General features: G+C 37.6%; 26 protein-coding genes. 10 read left to right on the plus strand and 16 right to left on the minus strand.

Going from position 1 to position 23,555, the window contains the following annotated elements:
- The first annotated feature begins 53 nt into the window (after window positions 1-53).
- From cdd to ACSSV9_RS04060, 4 genes are read left to right on the plus strand one after another with little or no spacing between them, the layout of a single operon-like run.
- Window positions 54-449 carry a cytidine deaminase gene (gene cdd, locus ACSSV9_RS04045; RefSeq protein ID WP_437346146.1) on the plus strand — a complete coding sequence of 132 codons (396 nt, stop codon included), beginning with the start codon at window positions 54-56 and terminating at the stop codon, window positions 447-449.
- A 1-nt stretch (window position 450) separates the two neighbouring features.
- Window positions 451-1,020, plus strand: coding sequence for a thymidine kinase (locus tag ACSSV9_RS04050; protein WP_437345948.1), 570 nt, complete (start codon window positions 451-453; stop codon window positions 1,018-1,020).
- 2 nt (window positions 1,021-1,022) lie between these two features.
- Entirely contained in the window at window positions 1,023-2,375 is a 1,353-nt protein-coding gene (locus tag ACSSV9_RS04055) for a NupC/NupG family nucleoside CNT transporter (RefSeq protein ID WP_437346147.1), read from the plus strand.
- Window positions 2,375-3,190 (plus strand): purine-nucleoside phosphorylase, encoded by an 816-nt coding sequence (locus tag ACSSV9_RS04060; RefSeq protein WP_437345949.1) that lies wholly within the window; start codon window positions 2,375-2,377, stop codon window positions 3,188-3,190. Before ACSSV9_RS04055 ends, ACSSV9_RS04060 begins: the two co-directional genes overlap by 1 nt.
- On the opposite strand, the gene ACSSV9_RS04065 is transcribed toward ACSSV9_RS04060, so the two are convergent.
- From ACSSV9_RS04065 to ACSSV9_RS04125, 13 genes are all read right to left on the minus strand, one after another.
- Window positions 3,174-3,890, minus strand: a complete 717-nt coding sequence (locus tag ACSSV9_RS04065) for an RsmE family RNA methyltransferase (RefSeq protein WP_437345950.1) — start codon at window positions 3,888-3,890, stop codon at window positions 3,174-3,176. The genes ACSSV9_RS04060 and ACSSV9_RS04065 overlap by 17 nt on opposite strands.
- Window positions 3,891-3,894: 4 nt before the next feature.
- Window positions 3,895-4,299: a CoA-binding protein gene (locus ACSSV9_RS04070; RefSeq protein ID WP_437345951.1), complete on the minus strand. Its 405-nt coding sequence runs from the start codon at window positions 4,297-4,299 to the stop codon at window positions 3,895-3,897.
- A 10-nt stretch (window positions 4,300-4,309) separates the two neighbouring features.
- A complete protein-coding gene (gene gcvP / locus ACSSV9_RS04075) occupies window positions 4,310-7,186 on the minus strand; it encodes an aminomethyl-transferring glycine dehydrogenase (RefSeq protein WP_437345952.1) in 2,877 nt (958 codons plus the stop codon).
- A 62-nt stretch (window positions 7,187-7,248) separates the two neighbouring features.
- The gene (gene rnc / locus ACSSV9_RS04080) at window positions 7,249-8,013 is read right to left on the minus strand and encodes a ribonuclease III (protein ID WP_437345953.1); all 765 of its coding nucleotides are present in this window, start codon (window positions 8,011-8,013) and stop codon (window positions 7,249-7,251) included.
- 2 nt (window positions 8,014-8,015) lie between these two features.
- Window positions 8,016-9,260, minus strand: a complete 1,245-nt coding sequence (gene fabF / locus ACSSV9_RS04085; RefSeq protein ID WP_437345954.1) for a beta-ketoacyl-ACP synthase II — start codon at window positions 9,258-9,260, stop codon at window positions 8,016-8,018.
- Window positions 9,261-9,327: 67 nt separating this feature from the next.
- Complete coding sequence (locus ACSSV9_RS04090) at window positions 9,328-9,561, minus strand: acyl carrier protein (RefSeq protein WP_437345955.1); 234 nt, start codon at window positions 9,559-9,561, stop codon at window positions 9,328-9,330.
- 55 nt (window positions 9,562-9,616) lie between these two features.
- Window positions 9,617-10,354, minus strand: a complete 738-nt coding sequence (fabG, locus tag ACSSV9_RS04095) for a 3-oxoacyl-[acyl-carrier-protein] reductase (RefSeq protein WP_437345956.1) — start codon at window positions 10,352-10,354, stop codon at window positions 9,617-9,619.
- The gene (locus ACSSV9_RS04100; protein WP_437345957.1) at window positions 10,338-10,955 is read right to left on the minus strand and encodes a DUF3109 family protein; all 618 of its coding nucleotides are present in this window, start codon (window positions 10,953-10,955) and stop codon (window positions 10,338-10,340) included. The genes fabG and ACSSV9_RS04100 overlap by 17 nt, the downstream gene beginning before the upstream one ends.
- Window positions 10,955-11,869 carry an ACP S-malonyltransferase gene (gene fabD / locus ACSSV9_RS04105; RefSeq protein WP_437345958.1) on the minus strand — a complete coding sequence of 305 codons (915 nt, stop codon included), beginning with the start codon at window positions 11,867-11,869 and terminating at the stop codon, window positions 10,955-10,957. The genes ACSSV9_RS04100 and fabD overlap by 1 nt, the downstream gene beginning before the upstream one ends.
- Window positions 11,869-12,876 (minus strand): beta-ketoacyl-ACP synthase III, encoded by a 1,008-nt coding sequence (locus ACSSV9_RS04110; protein WP_437345959.1) that lies wholly within the window; start codon window positions 12,874-12,876, stop codon window positions 11,869-11,871. The genes fabD and ACSSV9_RS04110 overlap by 1 nt, the downstream gene beginning before the upstream one ends.
- Window positions 12,860-13,894 carry a phosphate acyltransferase PlsX gene (gene plsX / locus ACSSV9_RS04115; RefSeq protein WP_437345960.1) on the minus strand — a complete coding sequence of 345 codons (1,035 nt, stop codon included), beginning with the start codon at window positions 13,892-13,894 and terminating at the stop codon, window positions 12,860-12,862. Before plsX ends, ACSSV9_RS04110 begins: the two co-directional genes overlap by 17 nt.
- 17 nt (window positions 13,895-13,911) lie before the next feature.
- Window positions 13,912-14,091, minus strand: a complete 180-nt coding sequence (gene rpmF / locus ACSSV9_RS04120; RefSeq protein ID WP_437345961.1) for a 50S ribosomal protein L32 — start codon at window positions 14,089-14,091, stop codon at window positions 13,912-13,914.
- Between the two features lie 14 nt (window positions 14,092-14,105).
- A complete protein-coding gene (locus tag ACSSV9_RS04125; protein WP_437345962.1) occupies window positions 14,106-14,603 on the minus strand; it encodes a YceD family protein in 498 nt (165 codons plus the stop codon).
- Window positions 14,604-14,688: 85 nt separating this feature from the next.
- Here ACSSV9_RS04125 and ACSSV9_RS04130 point away from each other — a divergent pair, with 85 nt between their 5' ends.
- From ACSSV9_RS04130 to ACSSV9_RS04155, 6 genes are read left to right on the plus strand one after another with little or no spacing between them, the layout of a single operon-like run.
- A complete protein-coding gene (locus ACSSV9_RS04130; protein WP_437345963.1) occupies window positions 14,689-15,609 on the plus strand; it encodes a PrsW family intramembrane metalloprotease in 921 nt (306 codons plus the stop codon).
- Complete coding sequence (gene nadD / locus ACSSV9_RS04135; RefSeq protein ID WP_437345964.1) at window positions 15,606-16,184, plus strand: nicotinate-nucleotide adenylyltransferase; 579 nt, start codon at window positions 15,606-15,608, stop codon at window positions 16,182-16,184. The genes ACSSV9_RS04130 and nadD overlap by 4 nt, the downstream gene beginning before the upstream one ends.
- 2 nt (window positions 16,185-16,186) lie before the next feature.
- Window positions 16,187-17,143 carry a methylmalonyl Co-A mutase-associated GTPase MeaB gene (gene meaB / locus ACSSV9_RS04140; RefSeq protein WP_437345965.1) on the plus strand — a complete coding sequence of 319 codons (957 nt, stop codon included), beginning with the start codon at window positions 16,187-16,189 and terminating at the stop codon, window positions 17,141-17,143.
- A complete protein-coding gene (locus ACSSV9_RS04145) occupies window positions 17,140-17,775 on the plus strand; it encodes a hypothetical protein (RefSeq protein ID WP_437345966.1) in 636 nt (211 codons plus the stop codon). The genes meaB and ACSSV9_RS04145 overlap by 4 nt, the downstream gene beginning before the upstream one ends.
- Before the next feature lie 2 nt (window positions 17,776-17,777).
- The gene (locus ACSSV9_RS04150; protein WP_437345967.1) at window positions 17,778-19,133 is read left to right on the plus strand and encodes a sigma-54-dependent transcriptional regulator; all 1,356 of its coding nucleotides are present in this window, start codon (window positions 17,778-17,780) and stop codon (window positions 19,131-19,133) included.
- Entirely contained in the window at window positions 19,133-19,483 is a 351-nt protein-coding gene (locus ACSSV9_RS04155) for a histidine triad nucleotide-binding protein (RefSeq protein ID WP_437345968.1), read from the plus strand. Before ACSSV9_RS04150 ends, ACSSV9_RS04155 begins: the two co-directional genes overlap by 1 nt.
- Window position 19,484: 1 nt before the next feature.
- On the opposite strand, the gene purD is transcribed toward ACSSV9_RS04155, so the two are convergent.
- From purD to guaB, 3 genes are read right to left on the minus strand one after another with little or no spacing between them, the layout of a single operon-like run.
- Window positions 19,485-20,771 (minus strand): phosphoribosylamine--glycine ligase, encoded by a 1,287-nt coding sequence (gene purD / locus ACSSV9_RS04160; RefSeq protein WP_437345969.1) that lies wholly within the window; start codon window positions 20,769-20,771, stop codon window positions 19,485-19,487.
- On the minus strand, window positions 20,768-22,051 hold the full coding sequence (locus tag ACSSV9_RS04165; protein ID WP_437345970.1) for a glycosyltransferase: 1,284 nt from the start codon (window positions 22,049-22,051) through the stop codon (window positions 20,768-20,770). The genes purD and ACSSV9_RS04165 overlap by 4 nt, the downstream gene beginning before the upstream one ends.
- A gap of 14 nt (window positions 22,052-22,065) precedes the next feature.
- Complete coding sequence (gene guaB, locus ACSSV9_RS04170; RefSeq protein WP_437345971.1) at window positions 22,066-23,544, minus strand: IMP dehydrogenase; 1,479 nt, start codon at window positions 23,542-23,544, stop codon at window positions 22,066-22,068.
- Window positions 23,545-23,555 lie beyond the last annotated feature (11 nt).

Consider the following 23,555-nt stretch of genomic DNA (forward strand, 5'->3'; position numbering starts at 1 on the left):
TTGGTTTAGTTAGTCTGATTCAATTATTTTTCGTATAAAAATTGGTTATCATGTTGAATAAAAATGAATTAATCTCAAGGGCAGTTGAAGCAGCGCAAAAAGCTTATGCCCCCTATTCTAATTTTCATGTAGGTGCTGCATTAATTACAAAAAGCGGGAGAATTTACCTGGGTGCTAATATCGAGAATTCATCATATGGATTGACAATATGTGCCGAAAGAACGGCAGCATTTAATGCAGTGCTCGACGGTCAAAAAGAATTTGACGCAATTGCTATTGTTAGTGATTCTGGAAATTTTACCCCGCCTTGCGGTGCTTGTCGACAGGTGCTTTCCGAATTATGTGGCAAAGACCTGCTAGTTATTATGAGCAATAAAAAAGGCGAAGTTAAAGAAATGACCCTTGAAGAATTACTTCCTTTCTCATTCGATAAAGAAAATTTGATATAATATGGAACCAGTAACGCATTTTCATCCATTGGGCACTGGCTGGATTGAAGTAATTGCAGGCTGTATGTTCAGCGGCAAAACTGAAGAATTAATACGTAGGTTAAAAAGAGCAATCATTGCCAGGCAGAAGGTTAAAATTTTCAAGCCCAAAATCGACACCCGTTATTCCAGTACAGAAATAGTTTCTCATAACGAACAGTCGCTTCCCTCAATTTTAGTTAACAATGCAGAAGAAATTCTGGAATATGTGGAAGATGCTCAGGTCATAGGAATTGACGAAGCTCAATTCTTTGATTTGAAACTGGTCGATGTTTGCAATAAACTCGCCGACGAAGGCAAAAGAGTAATTGTTGCCGGACTCGATCAGGATTACAGGGGAGTTCCGTTCGAACCAATTCCGCAATTGCTTGCAACAGCTGAATTTATTACAAAAACTTTAGCAATATGTGTTGTCTGTGGAAATATTGCAGACAGGACTCAAAGAAAGATTTCTTCAACCGAAAGAGTACTCGTTGGAGCTTCGGATAGTTATGAAGCTCGATGTCGTAAATGTCACTATATACCGGATTAAAGATGGATCTGATTTCACTTTTCAGGGGAATTACAGGCATATTTTTATTAATCGGAATTGCATTCCTGATTTCAAACAACAAATCGCGTGTAAACTGGCGATTAGTTATTTCGGGTTTATTAATCCAGATCATATTTGCAATTTTGATTCTTAAAGGAGAAATACTTGGTACCTATTTCTCACCACTCGGCTGGCCAAAAGAATTTTTCAGATTTGTCAGCAGTTTTTTTGTACTGATTCTTAACTTCACTACCGAAGGCGCAAAATTCGTGTTCGGTAATCTCGGATTAGGTCCCGGCAACGATGAAAGTATGGGTGTATTCTTTGCTTTTCAGGTATTACCTACAATTATTTTCTTCGCCAGTTTAATGTCGGTGCTTTATTATCTTGGCATAATGCAAAAGATTGTCGAAGGGATGGCATGGGTAATGGCAAAGGTTATGGGAACAAGCGGAGCCGAATCATTATCCTGCACTGCTAATATTTTTGTTGGTCAAACAGAAGCGCCCCTGATGATAAAACCCTATTTGAAAGGAATGACCAAGAGCGAACTTTTGACAATTATGGTCGGCGGCATGGCTACAATTGCAGGCGGAGTAATGGCAGCATATATCCAGATCTTAGGGATGGCTTTTTCAAAAACACACAATATTCCTCTTGAAGAAGCACAATTGATTTTTGCAACGCATTTATTGGGAGCCAGCGTAATGGCAGCACCGGCTGCATTGTTGATTTCAAAAATAATTTTCCCTGAAACCGGCGAACCAGAAACAAAAGGTAAAGTGAAAGTTAAAGTCGAAAAATCTGCTTCGAATCTAATTGAAGCTGCGGCAGCAGGAGCTTCCGAAGGAATGACCCTGGCTTTGAATGTAGCCGCTATGTTAATTGCTTTTATTGCCTTGATAGCAATGATTAATTATTTCCTCGCCTGGCTGGGGGACTTTTCGGGAATCAATTCGTTTCTTTATAATAAATTCGAAGCAAAATTAAGTCTACAATTTATATTTGGCTCTCTTTTGCAGTTTCTGGCATACGGCATTGGAGTACCCTGGGAAAGCGCATTCCATTTTGGAAGTTTAATTGGAACTAAAATCGTCCTGAACGAGTTCGTTGCATATCTCGATATGAGCACGCTAATTCAATCGAACATATTTACAAACGAAAAGGCAATGTTCATGGCAACATACGCATTATGCGGCTTTGCAAACTTCAGTTCGATTGCTATTCAAATCGGAGGAATTTCACCTCTGGCTCCTTCACGTAGAAGTGATCTTGCTGAACTCGGACTTAAAGCTGTAATTGGTGGCACTCTGGCTAATTTATTAACAGCTACTCTTGCAGGAATTTTAATCTGATGTTAAACCTGAAAGATAAATACAAAAAGATTGTTGAAAGTATTAATAGTCAAATGCCGTTCACACCTGAAATTTGCATCGTTCTTGGCAGTGGTCTGGGCAGCTTTGCAGATAATATTAAAAATAAATTTACAATTCCTACAAAAGATCTCCCTGGTTATCCATCATCAACCGTTGAAGGCCACAAAGGATATCTTCATTTTATGGAGATCCATAATAAAAAGATTTTAGTGGTCCAGGGCAGGCTCCATTTTTACGAAGGCTACAGATTATCGGACTGTCTTCTTCCCGTTCATATTGCTTCACAAATTGGTGCAAAGAAAATAATATTGACCAATGCTGCCGGCGGAGTTAACAAAAACTTTGTACCCGGGGATTTGATGCTTGCTTCTTCTTTCATCTCATTTAATATAAAAAAAGAGATGGCAGAAGTTATGGGTGCCGGCAATTTTGATAGCCGAAATCGCAGTTTCCCTTCCGAATATCTTAATGAAATTATTAAAAAAGCAGCTGCTGAAGAAATGATTTTTCTCAAAGAAGGAGTTTATTGGTTCAATAAGGGTCCTTCATACGAAACTCCAGCAGAAATTAACATGCTTTTGAAGATCAATTGTGATGCTGTTGGAATGTCAACCGTTCATGAAGCTTTTTACGCCCATTTGATGGGCATGGAAACTTCATCAATCTCATGCATTACAAATATGGCGGCGGGTATTTCTCAGAATAAACTGTCGCACCAGGAGGTAATCGATACTGCAGAACTGGTTAGAGAAAAATTTGAACGTCTTGTAAAAAAAACTATCGAATTGCTGTAGCCAGAACGGCAGCTGCACTGATTATTGCAGTTTCACTTCTCAATCTATTTTCTGTCAGTCTCAAAATTATCGTATTTCCCAGTCTATCTATTTCTCTCTTTTCAAAGCCACCTTCCGGACCGAATACGAAAGAATAATTTCGATTTAGATCAAAATTATTATTTATAAAATCCTCAAGTGGAATGTTTCCTTTCTGATCAAAAACAACGATTTCTCCGTGAATAATTATTTCGTTTAAACTTTCGAAATAGTTAATAATCGGTTTCCAGCATCTCAAGGATTGTTTCATGGCAGCAAGGGCAATCTTGTTCCATCTCGTTAGTTTTTCTCCTCGCGCGACAGTTCTTTCTGATTCAAAAATTATGAAATTGGTAATACCGAGCTCGATCGATTTCTCAAGTGCAAATTCGAATCTTTCCGAATTTCTGAGACGTGGGATACAAAAGGTTATATTTTTTAGGATGTTTGGATAAGAATATTTTTGTTTTATATCCACACTGACTTCTCTCTTGGAGATATTGCTGATTGTTGTCAGGTAAATATTTCCATTCCCGTCCGTAACGAAAATTTCGTCTCCGATTTTGTGACGCATAACGTTTATAAGATGATGCGATTCATCGGAAGTTAAAATAAGAGAGTTGTCGGTCTCGACAATTTCGGAATAATAGAGCTCTACATCGGTTAGATAAGAATCTTTCAATTACCTACTCTCCGAAGCACATTGAGTGAGCAATTTTAATACACCTGTCTTGTATTACCGTAATACCCTTCTTAATTAACGGAGCGACTGCACTATCGTTTTTTATTCCCTGCTGCAACCATACTCCACGTGGATTTATTTTTAGGATATCAGTTATAAGTTCTGGTATCTCTTCTGATTTTCGGAAAATATTCACAATATCAATTTTAATTGGGACATCGATTAGCGATTTATAGACAGGAATATTAAATTCATCATTGTTGTATGGATTGATGCCAACTACTTGATACCCGTGCCTTATTAGATAATCAGCAATCATTCTGCTAATTTTAAACGGATTGCGTGATAAGCCTACCACAGCAATCCGTTTTGCTTTTTTTAATAATTCACATTCAGTAAAGTTATACATTTTCACACAATCATTGATACTGAGATACTGGCGGACAACTGCAAACGAGATTTCTATCGCCGTATGCGTTGTTTATTCTACCAACAAAAACCCATGGTTTATAAATTTTAAGATAGTCTACAGGAAAAGCAGCTTTTGTACGTGAATATGGATGCTTCCATTCGTCTGAAGTTAGTTCAAACGAAGTGTGTGGTGCATTTTTCAATACGTTATCTTCAGTATCAAATTTGCCTTCTTCGATTTCTTTTATTTCGTTATAAATTGAAATCATAGCCTCACAAAAACGGTCGAGTTCATATTTCGATTCGCTTTCGGTCGGCTCTACCATTAAAGTACCAGGTACTGGAAAAGATACTGTAGGTGCGTGGAATCCGTAATCCATTAATCGTTTGGCTATATCGTCGACGTCAATTTTTGCCGATTGCTTGAATTTTCTTGTGTCGAATATCAATTCATGTGCAACAAATCCTCGTTTACCTGAATAGAGAACCGGGAAATAATCTTTCAATTTTTCTTTAACATAATTGGCATTTAATATTGCAGTTTTAGTTGCGTGAGTCAATCCCTCGCCACCCATCATTTTAATGTAGGCGTAAGAAATTATTAAAATGAGGGGGCTACCAAAAGGAGCAGCAGAAACAGCAGTTATGGCTTTTTCGCCACCTGTTTTTATAATTGGATGTCCTGGCAGGAATGGCTTTAAATGTTCAGCTACGGCAATTGGTCCCATACCTGGTCCGCCGCCGCCGTGCGGAATGGCAAATGTTTTATGAAGATTTATATGACATACATCCGTACCGATTTCTGCAGGATAGGCTAATCCGACGAGAGCATTTAAATTAGCTCCGTCCATATAAACCTGACCGCCATTGTCGTGAATGATTTTACAAATCTCTACAATATCTTCCTCGAAAACTCCGTGCGTCGAAGGATATGTAACCATTAAAGCTGATAAATTATCTCGATGTTCTTCTGCTTTTGATTTGAGGTCATTTAAATCAATATTACCGTTTTCATCACATTTTACCACGACTACTTTATTACCAGCCATAACGGCGCTTGCAGGATTTGTGCCGTGTGCCGAAGAAGGAATGAGAACTATATTTCTGTTGCTTTCGCCTCTGCTTCGATGATATGCTCGAATAACCATCAAGCCAGTGTATTCACCCTGAGCGCCTGAATTCGGTTGAAATGAAATGCCTTTGAAACCTGTGATTTTCATTAAGTCTTGACCCAATTCTTCGATTATCCTGTAATAACCTTCCACCTGGTCAGCAGGAGCAAATGGATGAATTTCGGTAAACTCTTCCCACGTAATTCCAAACATTTCAGTGGCAGCATTTAACTTCATTGTGCACGACCCAAGAGAGATCATCGAAGTGGTCAAAGTAAAGTCCTTGACCGTCAGACTTTTGATATATCTCATCAATTCAGTTTCAGAATGATATTTATTAAAAACGGGATGAGTCAAATAAGGGCTTTGTCTTTTCAATTTGTCGGGGATTGCAAAATAATCGAATTCAATTTGCTTGACATTCTCAGAATATGAGATCCCGAGTGCTGTCGAAAAGACATCCACAATCTCAGCTATATCATCGATCGTAGTCGTTTGTGAAATTGAAATTCCAATCTTATCGTTATCCTGATATCGGAAATTAATTTTTCTATCGATCGCCGTTTTACGAACAGAATCGACATCGGAAGGATTAAGTTTAATAAGCAGAGTATCGAAATAGAAATCATTTAACTGCTGTAGTCCCAATTTCTTTATGTGAAGATTTAGAAGCGAGGTCAAATAGTGAATCCGTTTAGCAATATTTTTAATTCCTTCAGGACCATGATATACAGCATACATCGAAGCCATAACAGCAAGCAATGCTTGAGATGTACAGATATTACTTGTGGCATGTTCTCGTTTGATATGCTGTTCTCTCGTCTGGAGAGCCATACGAAGAGCTCGGTTTCCATGACGGTCAATTGAGACGCCGATAATTCTACCGGGGACGAATCGTTTAAATTCTTCTTTAGTAGCAAAATATGCTGCATGAGGACCTCCAAATCCCATTGGCACGCCGAAACGTTGTGTTGTACCGACTGCTACGTCGGCGCCGAATTCTCCAGGTGGGGTCAGCAGCGCCAGACTCATCAAATCTGCAGCAACAGCTTTGAGAATTCCATAATTATCGGCTTTCTTAAACAATTCTGTATAATCGATAATTTTTCCCGATGAAGCAGGATATTGAACAAGTAGGCCAAAATACGATTCGTCAAATGCGGCGTTTTCGGTCGAGTCGATTACGAGTTCAATTCCGAGTGGTTCACTTCTCGTTTTTAATACATCAATAGTTTGAGGGAATAGATCGCTTGATACAAAAAATTTATTAGAGTTTTTCTTCGTAATCTTTTGGAAATTAAAAAGCATTGCCATTGCTTCAGCTGCAGCAGTTGCCTCGTCGAGCAAAGAAGCATTCGCAATTGGTAACCCTGTAAGGTCAATTACCATCGTCTGGAAATTGAGCAGAGCTTCTAATCTACCCTGGGAAATTTCGGCTTGATAAGGCGTATATGGAGTGTACCAATCGGGATTTTCCAGAATGTTTCTTCTGATGACTCCAGGTAAAATAACGGGATAATAGCCGAGCCCGATATAATTTTTAAAGAGTTTATTTTTGCTGGCAATTTCAGAAAGCCTTTCAATCATCTGGTATTCGTTTAATTGATTGCCGAGCTCGAGTTTTTTTGTGCTGCGAATTGACTTTGGCAAGGCTTTTTCAACAAGTTCATCGAGTGAGGAAACTGCGATTGTGTCGCACATTTTTTGAATATCGCTTTCGTCTGGTCCGACGTGGCGATTGACAAATTTGTCATTAAATAATGGGGTCTCCATATCAATTACTCTCTTTTATGGATATGATAAATTATTTAGTATTGCTAATATAGTTAAAAGTATTAAGATGAAGAGGGACTATTCTTAATCTTTGAGAGGGCATCTTTTGCAGCGTTTTGTTCGGCAGTTTTTTTATTTTTTCCTTTTCCACTACCAAGTTTTTCATTATTTATAAAAACATCCACTAAAAATTCTTTATTATGCTGCGGTCCTGTTTCGCTTACCACAACGTATCGCGGGGGACTGATTTTTTTTGAATGTGCCAGTTCAAGCAATTGACCTTTGTAATTCTGGTCATTCAGAATGTTGCCGCGTTCTTTCGAGGGGAAAATGACTGCTTTTAAAATAAACTTTTTTGCGTACTTCAATCCCCTATCCAGGTATATTGCACCGATAAGAGCTTCAATGGCATCAGATAATATGGTTCTCATCCCTTCGGTGGTTTGGTCAATATATTTTTGATTATAGAGTAAAAGTTTTATAATGCCAAGATTCTCTGCGCATGCGAATAAATTGGCTCTGTTTACAATTGTGGAACGTACTTTGGTTAGAAATCCTTCTTCCTGAGTCGAATAGTTACGAAATAGAAACTCTGCCACAACCATATTAAGTACAGCGTCGCCCAGAAATTCGAGTCGTTCATTTGATTTTTCAAATACTGGAAAAAGCTCGAGGTAGGACCTGTGTGTTAATGCCTTAATGTAGTATTCGCTATTCTTTACTTTAAAACCGAGTATATTTTCGAGCAATTTGATGTCGATTAGATAGTCTTTAACAAATTTTCTTTCTCTTCCGGGAAAAATATTTTTAATAAATTTTCCAAACAAGACTACCCTTCGAACTTTTTGAACAAAAGACTTGCGTTATGACCTCCGAATCCAAAAGTATTGCTGATTGCATATTTAATTTCTCTATTAACGGCTTTCTTTGGAGTGTAATTTAAATCACATTCAGGATCGGGCTCGTCCAGATTAATTGTAGGTGGAATAGTACTGTTTTTAATCGCAAGAATTGTAGCTATAGCTTCAACGGCGCCTGCTGCCCCGAGTAAATGTCCTGTCATCGATTTTGTGGAGCTGATATTAAGCTTATAAGCGTGCTCGCCAAAAACCGATTTAATTGCTTTGGTTTCGTTAATGTCATTCAATTCAGTTGAAGTACCGTGGGCATTTAGATAATCGATTTCTTCTGGATTTACATTGGCATCGCGCAAAGCTTCTTTCATAGCTCGAGCGGCACCTTCTCCATTAGGAGCCGGAGCTGTAATATGATAAGCATCGCCAGTTAATCCGACACCGACAATTTCAGCATAAATTTTAGCTCCTCTTGAAAGAGCGTGTTCTAATTCTTCCAGAACCAGAACTCCACTGCCTTCGCCAATCACAAATCCATTGCGGTCCTTATCGAACGGTCGGGAAGCTTCCAGATAGCGATCGTTCCAGGTTGAAAGAGCTCGTGCAGAATTAAAACCCGCAATTGACATTGGAGTAATTGGGGCTTCTGAACCGCCGGTAAAAATCAAGTTTGCAGAGCCTCTCTGGATAAGTATAAAAGCATCTGCAATTGCATGAGAGGAAGTTGCACATGCCGATACAGTAGCATAGTTAGGACCTTTTAATCCATACTTTATCGAAATATATCCGGCTGCTATATCAGGGATCATCATAGGAACGAAAAAAGGACTTACTCTTTTGGGTCCGCCATTAACAAAAGCAGAATGTTGCTCCTCGAAAGTCCAGATTCCGCCAATGCCACTACCAAATACAACACCTGCCATTTCTTGATTTAATTTGGATAGATCTAAAGCAGAGTCTTCAAGAGCCATTGCTGCCGAAGCGAGTGCATAATGCGTATAGGAATCCATCCTGCGAAGTTCTTTTTTGTCGATAAAATCGGCAGGATCGAAATTTTTAAGTTCGCATGCAAACTGTGTGGCAAAATCGGTAGCATCAAATTTTGTAATTTTGCCAGCACCGTTTTTCCCGGAAATTAAACCTTCCCAGAAATCCTTTATGTTATTTCCAATTGGTGTAACTGCACCCATTCCGGTTATAACGACTCTTCTTTTCTGCATGGTATTCCCGTCTTTTTTTGATAAAAGAAGTAGTATGAGGCTGTCCAGCTGAACAGCCTCTCTATTATTAACTTACTTTTTCTTTGAGATACTTAATCGCATCGCCTACGGTTGAAATTTTCTCGGCATCTTCGTCAGGAATTGAAATATCGAAAGCTGATTCGAAACCCATTACCAATTCTACGATATCCAGAGAGTCTGCACCAAGATCGTTTGTAAAAGATGCCTCTGGCGTAATTTGTGATTCTTCTACTCCGAGTTTGTCCATTATTATTTCTTTTACTTTTGCTTCAATGTCCATTTATTTACTCCTTAAATGTTATTGAATAATTAGTTATTGATTAGAAACATTTATATCACATTACCATACCGCCATCGACTGTAATTACTTGCCCGGTTATATAGTCCGAATCGCTGCTGCACAAAAAGACTACAGTTTTAGCGATATCTTCGGGCTTTCCTAATCTTTTTATAGGAACATTTGCTAATATAGCTTCTTTTTGCTGGTCGGTCAATTTATTTGTCATATCTGTTTCAATAAATCCTGGTGCGACAACGTTCACATTAATATTTCTTGAAGCGAGTTCTTTTGCATTCGATTTAGAAAATCCAATAATACCTGCTTTCGATGCCGCATAGTTTGCCTGTCCGGCGTTCCCGGTTAATCCTACAACCGAGCTAATATTTACTATTTTACCATACCTCTGAGAAATCATGTTTTTGAGTACGGCTTTTGTGTAATTAAAAACACTTTTGAGATTCGTATCCACAACAGAATTAAAGTCTTCGGTTGACATTCTCAATAGTAAATTATCTTTTGTTATTCCAGCGTTATTAACAAGGATATCGATACCACCAAGTTTTTCGACGGCAAATTTAACCGTTTTTTCTGCATCTTCAAAAGAAGTAGCATCTGCTTTGATGCCATAAACTTTTTGATTTCCAAGTTCGTTTTCGAGTTGACGCGCGGCATCATCAGAACTATGATATGTGAAAACAACAGAGCATCCTTCTTTAACCAGTTCTTTAACTATAGCTCTTCCTATACCACGCGTGCCGCCAGTTACAATTGCCCTTTTACCCTTTAGCTTCAATTTTTTCCTCGTTCAATTTTTTGAAATATTCTTCCCTGTATTCAACAAGTTCTTTATAACCGTCTTCTCCCAGTATATGAATTATTTCGTCTTTACATGTTTCAAAAACGGTTGAATGTTGATTTTCGGATTTATTGCAGTAATGAAGACGATTCATATGGTCGTCGTCGATTGTAAGAGTTCCTTCATAAACTACGAGAGGAAAAATAACGCAATAGAAGGGTTTATACTCCCATTTATAAATCCCCTCCTGCATTGCAATTTTTTGGAGTGTGCAATATCCCAATTTATCGAGGAAGACACACTTACCATTATAAACCTGTGTGCCAATTGCGATACCGGATTTAAAGTCGTCATCTTTTTCAGGAGCTTCGAACCATTTATCTGGATCTTTAATCTGGGAATCGTCCATTGCTGCAATTACTTTGTCTTTAATTTCGAGAATTTTCTCCGCTTCATATTTATCTGTATAAACACCATAGTAACAACATTCGCCTGCACAAATAGAGGCATCGCAACCCCTTACAAACTTTTGAGTAAAAATTAAAGGATCGATATAAAGTCCTTTTATTTTTTTCTCAAATTTCTTTTCTTTGGACATCAAAGGTACCTTTCTAAGTCTGAATATTTTTCAATACCGAATATACGGACATCGGAATTAATTCTCTTAACAAGACCCTGTAAAACTTTCCCCGGTCCGATTTCGTAAAACTCATCGGCACCATCGTTAATCATATTAATTATCGATTCTTCCCAGCGAACTGGATTCGTTAGCTGAGCTAACAATATTGCTTTAATTTCTTCTTTATTTTGAACAGGCCTTGCAGTTACATTTGTATAGACTGGTATTTTAGCATCGTAAAAAGGAGTTGAATCGAGTGTTTTTTTCAATTCTTCTTTAGCATTTTCCATTAAAGGAGAATGGAAAGCACCGCTGACAATCAATTCCTTAACTAATTTTGCTCCTTCCTTTTTTGCTATTTCCATAGCTTTCTTAACGCCGGTAACAGAACCTGAAATTACTATTTGGCCAGGAGAATTAAAATTTGCGCATTGGACTATTCCTTCTTGACTGGCAATATTACAAATTTCCACTAATTTTTCAGAATTAAGTCCAATTACTGCAGCCATAGTACCAGGGTTTTCAATACCGGCTTTCAACATAGCTTTACCCCGAGCATGCACCAATTTAATTGCTTCATAAAATTGTACCGCTCTTGCGGCCGTCAAAGCAGAATATTCTCCGAGTGAATGCCCGGCAACAAAATCAGGTTCAATTGTCCTGATCAAACTGCTTACAACAATACTATGGACATAAATTGCCGGTTGAGTTATGTCTGTTTGTTTTAACGATTCTTCAGGTCCGTTGAACATCAAATTCCTTAACGGTAGCCCTGTAGCCTCTTCAGCTGTTAGAATCATTTCTTTGGCTTCGACGGAATTCTCGTATAAATCTTTCGCCATGCCTACATATTGAGAGCCCTGGCCAGGAAATATGAATGCTTTTTTACCCATCAGTCGATACTCCAGGTCAAATAAATTGCGCCCCAAGTATATCCAGCACCGAAAGCAGATAGAATTAGATTATCCCCTTTTTTCAGTTTACCATTACGATAATATTCTGTCAGACAAAGTGGAATTGTAGCAGCTGTCGTATTGCCGTATCTATCGATATTAATCATAACTTTATCCTGAGAGAGACCCATCCGTTCTGCAGTGGCTGAAATGATGCGTAAATTTGCCTGATGAGGTACCAGATAAGCTATATCTTCTGGTTTCAAATTGTTTCTAGTCATAATTTCATAGGAAACGTCTGCCATTCCTTTTACAGCAACTTTGAATACAGCTTTACCGTCCTGATAAATGTAATGGAGTTTTTTATCGACAGTTTCATGAGAAGCCGGCATAAGGCTACCGCCTCCTTTCATATATAAGCTGTCCTTACCCGAACCGTCGCATCGAAGTATTGAATCTTTAATTCCATACGACAAATCATCTGTAGGTTCGAGCAAAACTGCAGAAGCTGCATCGCCAAATAAGATGCAAGTATTTCGATCGGAATAATCTGTAATTGAACTCATTTTATCTGCCCCTACAACCAGAACCTTTTTGTACCTGCCTGTTTCGATTAATGCTGCTCCAGTTTGAAGAGCAAATAAAAATCCGGAACATGCAGCCGAAAGATCGAAACCCCATGCATTCTTTGCGCCAATTTTATCCTGTACCAAACATGCAGTAGCTGGAAAGAACATGTCGGGTGTTACGGTGGCGATAATAATAACATCAATTTCTTCTGGATTTAAATTGGTATTTTTCATCAGATCTTGAATTGCACCAACTGCCAGGTCGCTGGTTGCCCCGTTTTCTAAAATTCTTCTTTCTTTAATCCCTGTTCGAGTAACAATCCATTCGTCGGATGTGTCAACTATCGATTCGAAATATTTATTGTCAAGAACTTTATCGGGAACATACATTCCCACTGCTGTAATTGTAGCATTTATTGGATTATTTTGAGTTGCCATATTCTTTAATTGCTTCCTCGAATTTTTGAATAAGATTTTTTGTGTGCATCTCTTTTGCTCTTAATATCATATTCTTGATAGCCAGTGGGGTACTCGAGCCGTGTCCTATTATAGTTATACCATTGACACCAAGGAGGGGTACGCCTCCGTATATCTGATAATCCATATCTGCCAGTGACTTTTTCAATACACTTTTTGTAACGAGTGCCTTAATTTTGTTAAGGAATCCTTCGTTCGCATAATTTTTTATTTTTGTTTTTAGGAATGTAAGAACACTTTCGCCAAATTTGAGTAATATATTCCCCACAAAGCCATCGCAGACAATAATATCCACTCGTCCGTTAAGAATATCTCTGCCTTCAACATTACCGATAAAATTGAGATTCGAATTTTTAAGAAGTTCATAAGTAGCAAATACAAGTTCGTTACCTTTCGATTCTTCTTCACCAACGCTCAGTAAACCTATAGAAGGATTTTTCACACCATAAATTTCTCGGGCAAAGATTGTCCCTAATACAGCATATTCAAAAAGATGCTGAGGTTTGCTGTCCACACTTGCACCAGCATCAAACACCAGGCAGAACTTGCCTGCTGATGTTGGGAAGGTGGCTCCAATTGTGGGTCTGCTTACACCTTTAATTCTTCCCATAATTAATGTCGAAGCAGCCATAACTGCTCCAGTATTACCTGGACTAACAAAAGCATCTACTTTCTTTTCTTTGATTAATTTTGTGCCAACAACAATTGAAGAATCCGGTTTCGATTTTATTGCAGAGACGGGAGAATCATCCATCTCGATTGTTTGTGAAGTATGGTGAATAAGTTTCTCGTCGAGAGCAATTTTTTCCTTTTCAGCTGCTTTAAGAATTTCATCACGGTTGCCTACTAAAACAATATCAATAGATTTGTCTTCTTTAATTGCATCGAGAGAGCCCAGCAGATTATTAAGGGGGGCATAATCTCCCCCCATAGCATCAATTGCAATTCTACACTTGATGTCAGTAAAGTTAGAATTCATTTAATTAGTGATTATTTTTATGATTCTGGTACAAATACTGATTTGCCAGCATAGTATCCACAATTCGGGCACGCACGGTGACTTAATTTCAGTTCACCGCATTGAGAGCAGCGACTTAAGGAAGGAGCCGTAGCTTTATAATGCGCTCTGCGCTTATCTCTCCTGCTTTTTGACATTTTACGTTTCGGATTAGGCATCGTTCAACCTTTGGTTAGTTATTGAATTTCAATTTTTTCAGTGGTTCCCAAATATCGTTATTAACTTTTACATTGCAATTACAACTTCCTTCGTTTAGATTCTGACCACAACGCGGGCAGAGTCCTTTACATTCTTCTTTGCATAATTTTTTCAGAGGTATTGACAGCTCAACGTAATCGTAAACATCCTTTGTTATGTCAATTTTGTCTTCATCGGGCGACAGATAAAACACATTATACTCTTCCAGTCGAGTGCTCTCTTTTGAAAAAAGATAGCTCAATTGAAAATGGTTATGTAAATGCGTTTCATATTCCGAATTGCATCTGTCGCACGTAAGCCTGGCATCGGCTTCTACATCGAAATCGATGATTATTTGATGCGACGACTTATCCATCCTGCAGTTGACAATAACATTACCAAAAAAATTTTCGTCGAGCCCGATATTTTTTACCGGTTCGTCAAATTTAATTTGATGGATACCATCTGAAAAATTTGTATATTTTATAATCATTTTAACAAAGAGCAAAAAATTACCTCAAAATATAGTATGTGGTATCCTTATAATCAAGAATTGATAAATATTTGAAAACTTTCAAATGCTGATAGTAATTTCTTTACTTGCTTCATTTTTGCCAGCTTTGCTCTATCTTTATTTTATTTGGAAGATGGACAAAAACGAGCCAGAACCCATTTCATTCATCGTTTCTCATTTTATCTGGGGAGCGCTTGGTGCAGTTTTAACGGGCGCAGCGGGAAGTTATTTTATTACGACATTATTTGGACGGGGTGAATATACGGATTTATTCGAAGCTTTAATTTCTGCACCATTAGCAGAAGAATTTGCAAAAGGTTTTTTTCTTCTTTTTTCTTTCAGGTCAAAGAAATTCGATAACATTACCGACGGTCTGGTCTATGGAGGCGCAATTGGACTTGGGTTTGGTATGACAGAAAATTTCATTTATTTTATAACATTTGATGGCCTTATTAAATACTGGATAGTTCTTATTGTTATTCGTTCTTCATTTACTATTATTATGCACATGATATCAACCGCCGTTTTGGGCGCAATGATCGGCTTTGCTAAATTTTCGGGACGTTTTTCAAGAATCTATCTTATTTCTATTGGATATCTAATTGCCATTCTTATTCACGGAGCCTGGAATTTTTCCGTCAGTTTTATGGATACATTCTATTTCGGATTGATTTTTGTGATTGCTTTGACAATATTTTTTATTATGTTTTTTAGATATTCTCTTGCGAAAGAACAGTTGATTCTACAAATAGAACTTGTGGAGGAAGATATTCCCTACGAACACAAATTGGTACTCTTTTCAAATAAAAGATTTCAAAAGGGCTGGATCGACGAAACTATAAGAAAATTATATGTCAAAACTGCAGTCGGATTGGCTTTCAATAAACATCAATATAAAATTAGCAGCGGTAGTCTGAAGGAATTTTACGCATCCGAGATTGAAAGAAAAAGATCAATACTTAAAAAAATAATTGGCGAAATATGAGTCAAAAGATAGGGATCTTTGGAGGAACTTTCGACCCGATTCATGTAGGTCATTTGATTACGACTCAATATGTACTCGAAAAAAGAAAACTGGACAAAATAATTTTTGTCCCCTGCTATATTTCTCCTCACAAGACGGACAAAAATTTATCAAATCCAATTCACCGACTTAATATGTTACGGCTTGCTATTGAGGATATTCCTTATTTCGATCTTTCAGATTACGAAATCAGAAAAGGTACTATTTCTTACACTTATGATACAATTGTGGAATTGAGAAAAGTATACTCTAACATAGAACTTATTATTGGATACGACAATCTAATTGTTTTCGATAAATGGCACAAACCAGAAAAAATTGTAGAGTTATCTAAATTGATAGTAATGAAAAGAGTAATCGACAAAGAAGTTGAAACAAAAAACAAGTATTTCGAATATGCCACTATTCTGGATACACCGACAATTGAAATTTCTTCTTCTGAGCTGAGGGAAAGAATTAAGAATAATTTACCGATATCATTTATGGTTCCACATAAAGTGGAAGAATATATCTGGAAAAATAATCTATACAAATAGTTATGATAGACGAATATTTCATAAATAAAATAAGAGAGCAGGATAAAAAGACAGTTTCCCGTGCAATCACGTTAATCGAATCTTCAAATGGTTCTGCAAATCAATTATTGAAATCTCTCTACAAATTCACTGGAAATGCTTACAGAATTGGAATTACCGGACCTCCTGGTGCAGGAAAATCTACATTAACAAATCAATTGACAAGTTACTACAGAAAACTTGGCAAAACCGTCGGGATAATTGCAGTCGACCCGACGAGTCCATTTTCGGGTGGGGCTCTACTGGGCGATCGAATTAGAATGTCTGATATCGGTTGCGACGCTGGTGTATTCATTAGAAGTATGGCTACGCGTGGCAGTCTCGGCGGTTTAAGTAAAAAAGCCGTCGAAGTTGCAGATTTGCTCGACGCTGCCAAGTATGATATTATCATTTTTGAAACCGTGGGAGTTGGACAATCGGAACTCGATATTGCAAAGGCTGCAGATACCACAGTGGTTATTCTGGTACCGGAATCAGGAGACTCAATTCAGGCAATGAAAGCAGGCTTGATGGAAATTGCAGACATTTTCGTAATAAATAAATGCGATCGACAGGGCGCCGACGCGACCTATACGGCTCTTACAACAATTCTTCATCTCTACAATAAAAAAGAAAGAGTGCCAGAGGTTGTGAAAGCTATTGCATCTGAAAATAAGGGGATCGCAGAACTGGCTGAAGAAATCGATAAACATCGTAAATTACTTATCGAGACAAATCAACTTGAATCAAATAGAATGAAAAAACTGAAAGAACGAATTCTTGAAAATCTCAATTACCTAATCAATGAAGAAATTTCAGAACTTATCGAACCAAATTATGTTGACGAAATGGTGGCAATGACTTTGCAAGGAAAACTATCATACGTCGAAGCTTCGGAATTGTTGCTTAAAAATTATAAGCAAAGATTGCTCGGGAAATGAAGAATCATTTTGCCGGGTTTGTAATTGTCTCTGTAATTTTAATCACACCTGCATTAAAAGCTCAGTCGCTATATGAAGGTATAAATTTCGCATCAGAAGCAATTATTTCCCTAAGTAATTCCAATAACAATTTAACGGATATTCAACTTGTAGATTCGTTTTACTGTAAAGTACTGAATTATTATGATGGTAACGTTTCAGAAACGTTACTTGCATTAACATTTGCATGCTTGCCTTTTAACAAAATCAACGTACGCTTTTTATTAAATTCTAATATTATAATTTCCTTACCCTCGCCTACTGATTCAATATTCAAAAAACGACTCGAATGTTTACCTTCAAAATTATTTTATGATTCCCCTTCGACAGATTTTGGTGATAAAGATAAGCTTTCGCACTTTTTCGGCAATGCTTTTCTTGCGTATAATTTCGGGAGTTTCAATTTATCAGATTTTATCGGTATTTTTGTGGAAAACATCGAACAGGAGCTCTTAATCGAAGGAGACTACAGCTTTAAAGATATTATTGTTAACGGACTCGGAAAAATATATGGTTTTAATCTCAGAAAGAACAAAAGTTTAATGCCTTCGGATTTTCTGAATTTTTATCATTTCATTTTTATGAGGTTTTAGAAATGAAAAGTGTACTAATTATCGACGACGAAAAAGAAATATGCGAGTCGATTAAAATGATTTTAGAATATGAAGACTATGATGTCGACTACACGACAGATCCGGAGACAGGATTAAAAAAGATCGAATACGGAAATTACAGCGTATTATTACTCGACATACAAATGCCTGCAATAAGCGGCTTTGACATCCTGCAAAAGATTAACACAAAAGAGAACGGACTGCAGATAATAATTATTTCAGCACACGCCAATTTAGGGAATGCAATTAAAGCAACAAAGCTTGGCGCATTCGACTTTATCGAAAAACCAATCGACCGCGATAAATTATTAATTTCAGTCAGAAATGCTTTTCTTCAATATCAACTTCGTAAGGAAAATAAAAAGCTGAAAGCAGATGCAGAATTCGAAAATAAAATTATTGGAAAAAGCCGGGCTATACAGTCAATTCTCGAAACGGTCGAAAGAGTTGCCAGGACGGATGCCCGTATTTTAATAACAGGTGAAAACGGCACTGGCAAAGAACTAATCGCGCAGGAAATTCACAAGAAAAGCAACCGGGCAGATAAAGAATTAGTAGAAGTCAATTGTGCAGCCATTCCTCAGGAATTGATCGAATCGGAATTATTTGGTCATGAAAAAGGAGCTTTTACCGGAGCAATTAAAGACCGCATCGGAAAATTTGAACTTGCCGACGGCAGCAATCTATTCCTTGACGAAATCGGAGATATGAGTTTACAGGCGCAGGCAAAAGTACTTCGTGCTATTGAAGAAGGAAAAATTGAAAAAGTCGGCAGTAGCACCAAAATAGAAGTCGATGTAAGAATAATTTCGGCTACAAATAAAAATTTACTCGAAGAGATTGAAAAAGGTAACTTCAGAGAAGATTTGTATCATCGTTTAAATGTCATTCCGATACACATTCCTCCACTCAGGGAAAGAAAAGAAGATATTCCATTGTTGGTTCAACATTTTTCCGATTTTTTTTGCAGGAAGAATAAATTTATTCCAAAAGAATGGGAGCCAGATGCAGTGGAGTTTTTAAAAAATTTACCGTGGAAAGGAAATGTGAGAGAATTGCGAAATTTTGTAGAAAGGGCAGTAATTATGATTCCTCATGAAAAAATTAAGAAGGTCGATTTGCAGCCCCATTTACCTGAAACAAAGATAAAAACCGATGAACTTTTTAGTTCTGTCAATACATTTCAAGAATTCAAGGAAAAGTCGGAAAAGATTTTTATCGAGAGGCAATTAAAAGCCAACGACTGGAACATCAGCAAAACAGCTGAATTACTCGGCATTCAAAGGAGTCATTTATATAATAAAATAAAAAAATACGGTATAGAGAAGGAGCAGTAATGGGAGAAACAATATTCTCAAAAATAATCCGGAAAGAAATACCCGCCGATGTCGTTTATGAAAGTAACACCGTACTTGCTTTCCGCGATATCAAACCTCAAGCTCCTGTCCATATTCTGATTATTCCCAAAATAACTGATATTGAGACAACAAAAGATATTAAGCCGGCGGAGCACGCACAATTACTCGCTGAAATGTTCGATGCCGCCAATAAAATTGCAAAAGAAATGGGAATTTCAGAAAGCGGATACAGACTGGTTATTAACTCAGGACCTGACGCAGGACAGGAAGTATATCATCTGCATATGCATCTTTTAGGCGGTAGGAAATTTAGCTGGCCTCCGGGTTGATTTACTCAACCCGGCTTTTCAAAGCTTTGCCTGCAATATCTTTTCTATAATAAATACCATCGAAATAAATTTTAGATAAACCTTCGTAAACTTTCTGTTTAGCCTTAGTTAAGTTATTTTCTTTGATAACAGATGTAACATTTAAAACTCTGCCCCCATTAGTAAAAATATGTCCATTTTCTTCTTTAGTTCCTGCATGATAAACAATAATTTGTGGATCATCAATTTCGAGTCCTCTGATTTCCTTCCCTTTTTCATAAGAGTCAGGATAACCAGTTGATGCAGCTACAACACAAACGGAAGATCCTCCGTTATAAGAGACCGCATTCTTATCTAAATTTCCTGAAGCTGCAGTGTAAAGTAATTTGAGAAAATCTCCCTTTAGAAGGGGGAGCACGGCTTGAGTTTCTGGATCGCCAAATCGGCAATTGAATTCAACAACTTTCGGTCCTTCTGTTGTTAACATTAAACCGCAATAAAGGCAACCTATGTATTTATTGCCAGTTTTGTTCATCGCCTCGAGCGTGGGCTTTATTATCGTATTCTCGATAATTTTCATCATCTTATCGTCGACGAATGGAGTGGGCGCATAAGCACCCATCCCGCCGGTATTCTTGCCTGTATCACCTTCTCCAATTCTTTTATGGTCTTGAGCCGCAGGAAGAACTACAAATTCTACACCGTCAGTAATCGCAAATACAGATGCTTCCTGCCCTCTCATAAATTCTTCGATTACTACTTTGTAACCGGCAGGACCAAATGTCGAATGTAAAAAACAATCGTCAAGTGCTGCTTTTGCTTCTTCAAAATTTTCTGCAATAATTACACCTTTCCCTGCTGCAATACCGTCGGCTTTGATTACCGTCGGGAAAGTGGAATTTACCAAATAATTTAGTGCATCTTCATATTCATTTTTTGTAAAAGTTTTAAAACTTGCTGTTGGGATATTGAAATCCTGCATCAGTTTTTTTGCAAAAGATTTTTCTCCTTCAATTCGTGCTGCATTTTTATCTGGACCGAATACTTTTATTCCTTTGCTTCTGAGTGCATCTGCCAGGCCGTTTGTGAGCGGTTTTTCAGGACCAACAACAACGAGATCAATTCCCATCCTTTGGCAAAAGTCTACGATTTCATCATTTTTATCTGGATCTAATAATATATTCGTGCCTAACTTTTTTGTGCCAGGATTTCCTGGAATTATGAAAAGTTGTTCTAATAAAGGGCTTTGAGAAATTTTAAGCGACAGAGCGTGTTCTCTTCCCCCTGACCCGATTACTACAACTTTCATACTGGTTCCCTCATGCAAAATTGAAATAGCTTTGTTAATTGTTCGGTTAATAATTTTCTGTCGTGCTTTAGAACGAATTCTTCATTCGGAGTGGGCAGATTTTTTTCTGAATAATCGTAATAGATTTTAATTAATGTCTCTTTAATTTCGTTGATATCGTCGGGTGCAGTTATGTAGGAAGCACCGTATTCTTTTAAAGCTGTTTTAGCGGCTCCTTCTGGTACACAGCCAAGAATTGGCTTACGTGCGCCGAAATATTCGAAAAGTTTACTGGTCGATATGGTCTCGGCTTTATTTGTTTTGCCAATCATCATCCAGAGTATATTCGTTGCTTTTAGTCTTTTTACAACGTCTTTATGTTCAATATAGCCGTGGATTTTAACTGATTCGTTGAGTCCTAAATCGACAACCAATTTTTTATATTCATCACGAAATAGCCCAATAAATTCTAGTTCAATATTTGATGCAATATCAGGTCTCTCGATAGATAACTTTTTAAATGCTTTTAGAAAATAGATTGGAGTGATTGATTCGTAAAACAGTCCTGAATACGTAAAGCGCAATTTTTCCTTACTTATAAGGTCTTCGTCCACTTCTACGTTAAAATCTTCCTGATCATATCCGTGAGGAATAATAACTACTTCGTCAAAAGTCAGGAATTGATACGTTTGAATAAGATATTCCTTAATTCTTCTGTTGACTGTTACAACACGATCGGCCGCGTGGAGACTGCTATATTCAAGCTTTTTATGTCGAGCTCTGTGATAAGGCGTAGGATAATGTGCAAAATGGTTGTCCAGCCACAGATCTCGATAGTCGACAATTAATGGAATATTAAATTCCTTCTTCAATTTAGCAGCATACACGAATGTAGAATAAGGAGGAACACTTACAAAGATTGCATCGAAATGTTCGTTTTTTAACAAATCACGTGCTTTCTGGTAAGCCCGTGCTGCCCACGATTTTTTATTGTCTGGAATAAAAAATATTTTAGAAAAGTTTGAGAATGCTTTCCTTATAAATTCTTTTGGAACGTTAACAGTGCTATATTTTTTCCCGAGGATAGAATTCAAGTCAAAGGATTCAGTTCTGATAATTCTAAGGTCTTTAACCTCCTCGAGAAGACTAAAGTCGTGGGCATAGTAGGCAACATTGCCTGTAGTTATAATTGTAGGTTCCCAGTTAAAATATGGAAAATACTTTGTAAATTTTTGTACTCTTTGTACTCCGCTCAGTCCCATTGGCGGATAATAGTATGCAAGAACGAGAACTTTAAACATATCGGTTAACAGGTTTAATATTTTTTAGTAATTTGATAATTAGGAGCTTCTTCAGTAATTACCACATCATGTGGATGGCTTTCTCGCAGTCCTGCTGAAGTGATTTTAACAAATTTTGTTTTAGTTTTTAATTCATGAATATTTTTTACTCCACAATATCCCATCGCGGCTCGCAATCCTCCGACAAACTGATAGATTGTATCTGCCAGAGCTCCTTTATAAGGTACTCTGCCTTCAATACCTTCGGGTACCAATTTTTTAATATCCTCTTCCATATCCTGAAAATATCGGTCACCACTACCCTGTTTCATAGCTCCGAGTGAACCCATGCCTCTGTATACTTTGAAGCTTCTGCCTTCATAGAGGACTTTTTCGCCTGGTGATTCGTCGCAGCCTGCCAGCATACCTCCCATCATAACTGTATCTGCTCCAGCTGCAATTGCTTTTGGTACATCACCTGTTTGTTTGATACCACCATCAGCAATTATCGGCACTTTCTTCTTAGATAATGCGCTTGCAACTTCAAGGATCGAACTTATTTGCGGTACTCCTACTCCTGCTACAACTCTTGTCGTACAAATGGAGCCGGCACCGATACCCACTTTTACGGCATCAACTCCACATTCAACCAGCGCGAGGGCTGCTTCTTTTGTAACAATATTACCGGCTATTAATTGAATATCTTTAAATTTCTTCCTGATTTCTTTAATTGTTTTTAGTACACCTGCAGAATGCCCGTGAGCTGTATCCACAACTATCACGTCTGCATTTGCATTTACAAGGGCTTCGACACGTTCCATCGTATCTTTTGCAACCCCTACTGCTGCACCCACTCTTAATCTTCCCAGATCGTCTTTGCACGCATTCGGAAATTTTTTCTTTTTCATAATGTCTTTATAAGTGATCAATCCTTTCAATATTCCCTTATTATCGACGACTGGCAATTTTTCAATGCGATGTCGATGCAGAATTTTTTCGGCTTCTTCGAGTGTTGTTCCTATTGGTGCGGTAATTAAATTATCTTTTGTCATTAATTGGCTTACGAGTAAATTGCGATTTGGTTCGAATCTCAAATCACGATTTGTCAAAATCCCAATTAATTTACCGTTGTTGTCGACAACCGGGATGCCGGAAATTCGATACTTGGACATAATTTCTTCAGCTTGATAAATCGTATGTTCGGGCGTCAGGGTTATCGGATTGACAATCATACCGCTTTCGGAGCGTTTAACTTTGTCGACTTCGTCAGCCTGTCTTTCAATCGACATATTTTTATGAATTATACCAATACCACCCTGAGCAGCCATAGCAATTGCCATTTCCGATTCTGTAACTGTATCCATCGCTGCTGAAATAAATGGAATATTTAATTTTATTTCGCGAGTTAGATATGTTGTAATATCTGTTTCTCTCGGTAATATTGAAGACTTAGCTGGAATAAGTAGTAAGTCGTCGAATGTCAAACCTTCGAATTCAATTTTATTATTCTTCATAAAGCCTCAAT

Origin of the sequence: Melioribacter sulfuriphilus (assembly GCF_051488685.1) — a bacterium.
In the GTDB taxonomy this organism is placed as follows: domain Bacteria; phylum Bacteroidota; class Ignavibacteria; order Ignavibacteriales; family Melioribacteraceae; genus Melioribacter.